Consider the following 6,422-nt stretch of genomic DNA (forward strand, 5'->3'; position numbering starts at 1 on the left):
ACACGCGGCGCCGAGGGACATCCCCGGCGCCGCGTTGCTTTTGCGGGCTACAGCATCACTTCGAAGTTCAGCGCCAGCGCGGTGTCCGTGGACACCTTGCCCGGAGGCGGCGCGCTGTCGTGCTTCACCAGGAAGCTGGTGCCCAGCGACAGCTGCTTGGTGAGCCCCACGGACAGCTGCGTCTGACTGTTGAAGAGCATGCGCGAGTCGCCGATGACGCTCACCAGCACCTCCACGTCCTCCTTGAAGGTGACGTTCTGCGCCAGGCCGTAGCGGAACACGGCGCCGAAGCGAGGGCCGCCCAGGTCGACGTCCGGCAGGTTCATCCGCGTGGGGTAGTACTGGAAGCGCGTCTCGTTGGCGTAGCGGAAGGCGGCGTCCGTGCGGAGGTAGGACTCGCGGCCCTTCTCCTTCTTCTCGTCCCACCACAGCACGCCCAGACCGCCTTCGCCGAAGGTGCGCGACTCCACGCTCTTCACGTGGTCCGTCTCCGCGCCCCCCAGCAGGTAGCCGCTGATGACGTCGGTGAAGCGCCGGTCGCCGCGCAGCTCCAGGCCCGCGTTGAACGCCACTACCTGGGACACGGCCTCCTCGCCCGTCACCTCGGGCGGACGGCTGCGGCCATAGGAGCCGTAGGACTTGATGGCGTAAATCCAATTGTCCGTCGTGCGCTGGGCGCTGGCCAGGCCGCTCACCGTCAGGGTGGAGGCGTTACCCGTCAGCGAGATGAGGCCCAGGCCGACGGTGACGTCCCACTCGCCCTGCTTCTTGTCGGTGGCGGGAGCGGCCGCGGGCGCGGGGGCCGGGGGCGGAACGGTGACGGCGGCGGCGCGCTCGGCGGCCTCGGCGGCGCGGGCGCTGGCCTCGGCGGCGCGCTCAGCGGCGATGGCGGCTCGCTCGGCGGCGGCGGCGGCGCGCTCCTCCACGCTGAGGGGCGCGGCGGGCGCGGTCTCGGCGGCGGGAGCCGGCGGCGTGGAGGAAGCGGGCGCAGGCGTCTGGGCCTGCAGGGACGTGGCAATCAAGAAGGCAGCGGAAAGCATCGGGTCTCCAGGTCAACGACGCCGGCGAAAAGCCTGAATCCGGGTGCGGAAGTCCTGTGTTCCCCCCCGATGCCGACGCAGCTCCCTTCCTGCTTCAAAGGCCCGCCGTGCTTCAATGGCTTAATGCTCGAATTCGGACACACCCCGCCGCCGCCGCGCCGGGTGGGTCCGTTCCCACCGCCTCGCAGGCGGCTCTTGAAAGAAAAGGCCCATGCCCCTGCGCCCCGTTCCGCTCCTGCTGCTCTGCGCCCTGCTCGTCCCCGCCGCCGCCCCCGCCCAGCGCGTCACCGTCCCGGTGGACTTGGGGGTGGGGCCCGCGGCCTTCGCCTTCTTCGGCCCCGTGTTCGACGACCAGCCCATCCACACCGGGCTGAAGCTCTCCGTGGAGGCGGTGCTGGACAAGGAGTGGCTGAAAAAGAACCAGCGCAGCGTGCCCCAGCGCTACCGCAAGTACGCCAAGAGCCTGGATGAGGTCCGCATCTCCCCGTCCATCCTCATCCCGGACGCGCTCATCATCTCCCCCAAGCTGCGCAATACCGGCATGTACGGCGCCACCTGGAAGCCGCTGTCGCTGGGGGTGCCGCTGACATCCAGCCCGGCGCGGCTGTCGCTCGGCGCGGGGCTGCTGCTGACGTACGTCTACATGCACTCGGACACGCTGCCCAACACGCACTTCCTGCGGCCCGGCGCGGAGGTGGGCATCGACCTGGAGCTCCAGCTCTCCAAGCGCTTCCTGCTAGGTGTGGGCTGGGAGTCCGCGTTCTACGTCCCGCAGGAGTTGGGAGGCCTGGGCCTGCCCGAGCGCCTGCGCGATGGCATCTTCCACGTGGGACAGGCCTACCTTCAGCTCCACTTCCGGTTCCCCTACACCGTGCGCTTGTAAGACGGAAGGCAGGTTGGCCTCACGGGCCCTCCAGGGCTGCTGCGAAGCGTCGCGCGCGCGACTACCCTGCCCCGCCATGCATCTGGTCGTCGCCAACGAAGTACAGAAGGCCGAGAGAGACCGCCACACCTATACCGCCTGGGGGTCGCCGCTCACCGTCGAGCAGTTCCTCGAGCGGGAGCAGCGGCTGCGCGCCCATCCCTGGAGCCGGGACACCATGCGCACCTGGCTGCTGTGCGACGACGCCGGCCGCGTGCTCACCTCGTGCGAGACGTTCCTCACGCCCAGCTACCTACGCGGCCCCGACTGTCAGACGACGCGCGGCGACAGCTTCGTCATCGCCAGCGTCTACACCGAGCCGGCCCTGCGCGGACACGGCCATGCCACGCGGCTGATGGACCAGGTGGCCGCGGAGCTGGAGCGCACGGAGCCGGACGCCCAGGCCGCCGTGCTCTACTCCGACGTGGGCGCCCGCATCTACCGGCGCTCCGGCTACCAGGAGGTCCCCGCCTGGGACTGGCACCTGCCGGTGGGCAATGGGCCTGTGATTCGCAAGGTGGACGCGCTGTTGGAAGACGCGGACGTGCCCTCGGCGCTCGAGCGGATGCGGCGGCCGGAGGTGCCCTTCTACCTGTGGCCGGACGCTACGCAGGTGGACTGGCACCTGGAGCGCGAGCGCATCTACGCGGAACTGCTGCGCCGCCCCCGGCCCCGGGCCTGCGGCGCGGTGGTGGGCGCGTCCACGGCGCTGTGGGCGATGATGGCCCGACAGGGAGAGCTCGTGGTGCTGATGCTGGACGCGCGCTCCGAGGACGACGCCGCCGCGCTGCTGGAGGCCGCGGGGGCCCAGGCCCACAAGGCCGGGCTGTCCAAGGTGGTGCTGTGGGAGGAGCCGGGCACCATGCCGTGGGTGGCCCGGCTTCCCGAAGCCAGCCGCGAGGCCCGGGATGGCTCGCTGCCCATGGTGCGGCCCCTGCGCGAGGGCCTGCCCACCGCCGCGGACATCCCCTTCGCTCGCGCGCTGTGGGCGTGAGCGTGCGGCTAGGATGCGCGCATGGCCCGCAGAACCCGCATCATCGAGGGCACGTGGAACTGCACCTCGTGTGACACGAAGTCGATTCGCGCCCGGCACAAGCGCTGCCCCCAGTGCAACAACCCGCGCGAGCTGACGGGCAAGGAGTCGGAGTTCGACTTCGGCGGCGTGGACGCGGCCAGCGGGAAGTCGCTGCGCGAGGGCGTCACCGACGCGGCGGCGTTGGAGCTGGCCAAGGCGGGAGAGGACTGGTTCTGCGCCTTCTGCGGCGCGGCCACGCGGGGGGACACGACGCGCTGCAAGCACTGCGGCGCCGAGCGCACCGACGACGCGAAGGCGGCTCCTCGCCAGGCGTTCGACGAGCCCCTACAGCCACCCCCGCCGCAGTCACGTCCCGCGAAGCGCAAGGCGCCGATGCTCCTGGCGCTGGGCTCGCTGTTCCTCTGCTGCCTCGGCTCCAGTGTCTTCGGCCTGTGGGCAGGCAAGGCGCATGAGTTTCCCGGCGAGGTGACGGGCACGGCCTGGAAGCGCACCGTGATGCAGGAGCGCTTCACCCGGGTGACGAAGCGGGGCTGGCGCAACGAGCTGCGTTCCGTCACGCCCCGCATGCCCGTCAACGGCACCGGCGAGGTGGCGGGCGTGGCCGACATCCGCGACTGCGTGTCCGTCCAGCGGGGCACCCGCCGCGTCCCTGACGGCACGGAGCGGGTGTGCCGGACGAAGTCGCGCAAGGTGGCCTGCGGCACCGAGGAGAAGTGCCGCCGCAAGGACATGGGCAACGGCTTCATGGAAGAGGTGTGCGAGGACGTGACGAAGTACTGCCGCGAGTCCTATGAGGACTGCCAGAACGAGACGCGCTACCGCCGGGAGCCCGTGTATGCGGACCAGTGCACCTACGACACCCATGAGTGGAAGCCGCTGACGCGCAGGGAGGCGTCCGGCACCGACGATGCGCCGCGCTGGCCCGAGCTGGCCGTGGGCGCCGCGGACCGGCTGCGCCGCGAGGAGACATACACGGTGCGGCTGCGCTACGAGGATGACGGCGCCCATGAGCATGTGCTGGAGCCGGAGGACGAACGGACGTTCCTCGTCTGGAAGAAGGGCCAGGGCGCGCGCCTCACCGTGACGAACCTGGGCACGGTGGAGAAGGTCGTGCCCCTATGAGCGCCCCCCACTCCAAGCCCGTGGAGTGCACGCGCTGCGGCGCCTGCTGCGTGGCGCCGGACATCGCCGCGCTGGACAAGCCGCTGGGCCTGCGCTGCCCACACCTGCAAGAGGACAACCTCTGCGGAGTCTACGAGGAGCGGCCCGCCATCTGCCGCGACTACCAGGCGGATGAAATCTGCACCCTCATCGAAGCACCCACGCTGGAGGAGCGCGTGGAGAAGTACCTGGGCCTCTTCGGGCTCCAGTCGGAGGCCCGCGCCTTGCGCGAGCAGGGCTGTGCGTCCATGCGCATGGCCCGCCGCCTGGCCACCCTGCGCCGCCCTGACGGCGCCAAGGACTAGGCGCCTGGCGGCAAGAGCGCTTGTCGTCCCCGCGCACGGGCGTTATCCCCTGGCCGTGCGTTTCCAGCCCACCCAGCCCTTCGTGCCCGCGCCCGGCATCGCCAACGAGCATGCGCAAACCATCTACGCCTCGCTCGTGCGCCCCACCCGCACGCCCGCGCTGCGACGCGAGCGCATGGAGTTGCCAGACGGCGACTTCGTCGACCTGGACACCTTCGACGGCGCGGCGGGCGCGCCGCATGTCGTGGCGCTGCACGGCCTGGAGGGCTCGTCCCGCGCGGGCTACGTCACCGCCGTCCTGCGCGGTGCGCGGACGCGCGGCTGGGGCGCCACCGCGCTCAACTTCCGCTCATGCAGCGGCGAGCCCAACCGGCTGGCGCGCTCGTACCACTCGGGCGACATCGACGACGCGCTCCGGGTGCTGAACGAGACGCGCGCCCGCGTCACCGGCCCGCTGTTCGCGGTGGGCTTCTCCCTGGGCGCCAACGTGCTGTGCCGGCTGCTGGAGACGCTGGGCGACGACGCGCCCGTGGAGGCCGCTGCGTCCGTCAGCGCGCCGTATGACTTGAGCGCCTGCTGTCGCAAGCTCGACGCGGGAGGCCCCTTCCACCGGCTGTACCGCGAACGCTTCCTGCGGACGCTGAAGAAGAAGGCCCGCGAAAAGCTGCGCCACTTTCCGGAGTCCTTCGACGGCCGGGCCATGGAGGCGGCGCGCACCATCCGCGCCTTCGACGACGCGGTCACCTCCGCGCTGCACGGCTTCCGCGACGCCGCCCACTACTACGCGGAGTCCTCCGCCGGCCCCCGGCTGCACGCCATCCGCCGGCCCACGTTGCTGCTGAGCGCCGCGGACGACCCGATGCTGGAGGCGCCCGTCATCCCGCCCGCCGCCGCCACAAATCCCCACCTGAGCGTCGTGGTGACGGAGCATGGTGGACACGTCGGCTTCGTCGGTGGCCAGGTGCACCGGCCCCACTTCTGGGCGGAGGCGCAGGTGCTGGCCTTCTTCGACGCGGTGCTGTCCCAGCCACGCGAGGACTGAGGCAGCGGCCTCGACTCAGCCAAAGGACAACAGGATGCCGAGCTTCGCGGTGGGCTCGATGTTGATCAGGCTCCAGCCGTGGAAGTTCGCGGGCTCCAGCGCGTCGCGGAACTGCTCGTCCACGCCGACGATGCCCGGGCTGTAGAGCCGCATGATGCTGAGGCCGCCTCGCACGAAGAAGGTCAGCCGCTTCGGGGCCTGCCATTCGAAGCCCAGCAGGGCGCTCGCGTAGGAGTAGCCCACGCGCTCCAACGAATGGATGGGCATCTGCGTGCGGTCCACGATGCGCCGCTCCAGGCCTTCACCATTCGCGGGCCGCGCATGGCCGGCCTCCAGCGTCAGCGCGGGCGTCAGGCGGCCCTTCCAGGGCAGCAGCGTGAGCCCCACGCGCGCTCCGGGACGGACACCATTGTGCGTGCCGCCCACGTGGAGCCGGAGCATTCGCGTGGGCCGGAAGGCGAGTGACAGGCCCGCGCCCTCGGGTGCGCTGGCGTCCAGCATCATTCCGAAGGGAGCCAGCCGCTCCGGGTCCTGGGTCCGTCGCTGGGGCCCCGAAGCTGGCGCTGCCTGTGCCGTCAGCAGCACCCCTACCGCCGCCAGCGCGGATACCACCCCCATGCCCTGCCTCCCGTGACGCGTGCCCCGTCCCCCCGTCCTCCCACCCCGCAGCCATGACGGGCCTCTCGGGTGAAGCGACTGCTCACTCGCCACCCTGCATCCGCGTCCATGGAGCACCCTGACTGCCCGCCTGGCCAGCGCTGGGCGGGAGCCTTGCTCCACCCGCCGCAACTGGACCGCGAGCGCGGGAGAAGACGCGACGGGCGCCGGGAGGCCCCCACCTCACCGGAACCCGCGCCCCTTTTCGCCATGCCGTCGAGTCCCCGCGGAGCTCCGCCCCCACGGAGCACCCCGGCCC

At 71.3% G+C, this 6,422-nt stretch carries 7 protein-coding genes; 5 read left to right on the plus strand and 2 right to left on the minus strand.

Translation table 11 applies throughout. The features are described from left to right. Positions 1-47: 47 nt before the first annotated feature. Positions 48-1,040, minus strand: coding sequence for a DUF481 domain-containing protein (locus tag F8M74_RS29280; protein WP_141258753.1), 993 nt, complete (start codon positions 1,038-1,040; stop codon positions 48-50). A gap of 211 nt (positions 1,041-1,251) precedes the next feature. On the opposite strand from F8M74_RS29280, the gene F8M74_RS29285 reads away from it, so the two are divergent. The 5 genes from F8M74_RS29285 to F8M74_RS29305 all read left to right on the plus strand — a co-directional run bounded on the left by F8M74_RS29285 (position 1,252) and on the right by F8M74_RS29305 (position 5,506). After that, on the plus strand, positions 1,252-1,923 hold the full coding sequence (locus F8M74_RS29285; protein ID WP_141258754.1) for a hypothetical protein: 672 nt from the start codon (positions 1,252-1,254) through the stop codon (positions 1,921-1,923). Between the two features lie 76 nt (positions 1,924-1,999). Beyond that, positions 2,000-2,956: a GNAT family N-acetyltransferase gene (locus F8M74_RS29290; protein ID WP_228560498.1), complete on the plus strand. Its 957-nt coding sequence runs from the start codon at positions 2,000-2,002 to the stop codon at positions 2,954-2,956. Positions 2,957-2,977: 21 nt separating this feature from the next. Continuing rightward, positions 2,978-4,120 carry a hypothetical protein gene (locus tag F8M74_RS29295; protein WP_141258756.1) on the plus strand — a complete coding sequence of 381 codons (1,143 nt, stop codon included), beginning with the start codon at positions 2,978-2,980 and terminating at the stop codon, positions 4,118-4,120. Beyond that, complete coding sequence (locus F8M74_RS29300; protein WP_141258757.1) at positions 4,117-4,464, plus strand: YkgJ family cysteine cluster protein; 348 nt, start codon at positions 4,117-4,119, stop codon at positions 4,462-4,464. Before F8M74_RS29295 ends, F8M74_RS29300 begins: the two co-directional genes overlap by 4 nt. Positions 4,465-4,519: 55 nt before the next feature. Next, positions 4,520-5,506 carry a hydrolase gene (locus tag F8M74_RS29305; RefSeq protein ID WP_141258758.1) on the plus strand — a complete coding sequence of 329 codons (987 nt, stop codon included), beginning with the start codon at positions 4,520-4,522 and terminating at the stop codon, positions 5,504-5,506. A gap of 15 nt (positions 5,507-5,521) precedes the next feature. On the opposite strand, the gene F8M74_RS29310 is transcribed toward F8M74_RS29305, so the two are convergent. Then, the gene (locus tag F8M74_RS29310; protein ID WP_141258759.1) at positions 5,522-6,124 is read right to left on the minus strand and encodes a hypothetical protein; all 603 of its coding nucleotides are present in this window, start codon (positions 6,122-6,124) and stop codon (positions 5,522-5,524) included. Between the last annotated feature and the right edge of the window lie 298 nt (positions 6,125-6,422).

This window comes from Myxococcus sp. CA023 (assembly GCF_010998615.1).
GTDB lineage: Bacteria > Myxococcota > Myxococcia > Myxococcales > Myxococcaceae > Myxococcus.

What these genes read in the sequence shown, in the direction of transcription:
- F8M74_RS29285 (WP_141258754.1), top strand. Translation starts at nt 1,252, where the DNA reads ATGCCCCTGCGCCCCGTTCCGCTCCTGCTGCTCTGCGCCCTGCTCGTC.
- F8M74_RS29295 (WP_141258756.1), top strand. Translation starts at nt 2,978, where the DNA reads ATGGCCCGCAGAACCCGCATCATCGAGGGCACGTGGAACTGCACCTCG.
- F8M74_RS29290 (WP_228560498.1), top strand. Translation starts at nt 2,000, where the DNA reads ATGCATCTGGTCGTCGCCAACGAAGTACAGAAGGCCGAGAGAGACCGC.
- F8M74_RS29300 (WP_141258757.1), top strand. Translation starts at nt 4,117, where the DNA reads ATGAGCGCCCCCCACTCCAAGCCCGTGGAGTGCACGCGCTGCGGCGCC.
- F8M74_RS29280 (WP_141258753.1), bottom strand. Translation starts at nt 1,040, where the DNA reads ATGCTTTCCGCTGCCTTCTTGATTGCCACGTCCCTGCAGGCCCAGACG.
- F8M74_RS29310 (WP_141258759.1), bottom strand. Translation starts at nt 6,124, where the DNA reads ATGGGGGTGGTATCCGCGCTGGCGGCGGTAGGGGTGCTGCTGACGGCA.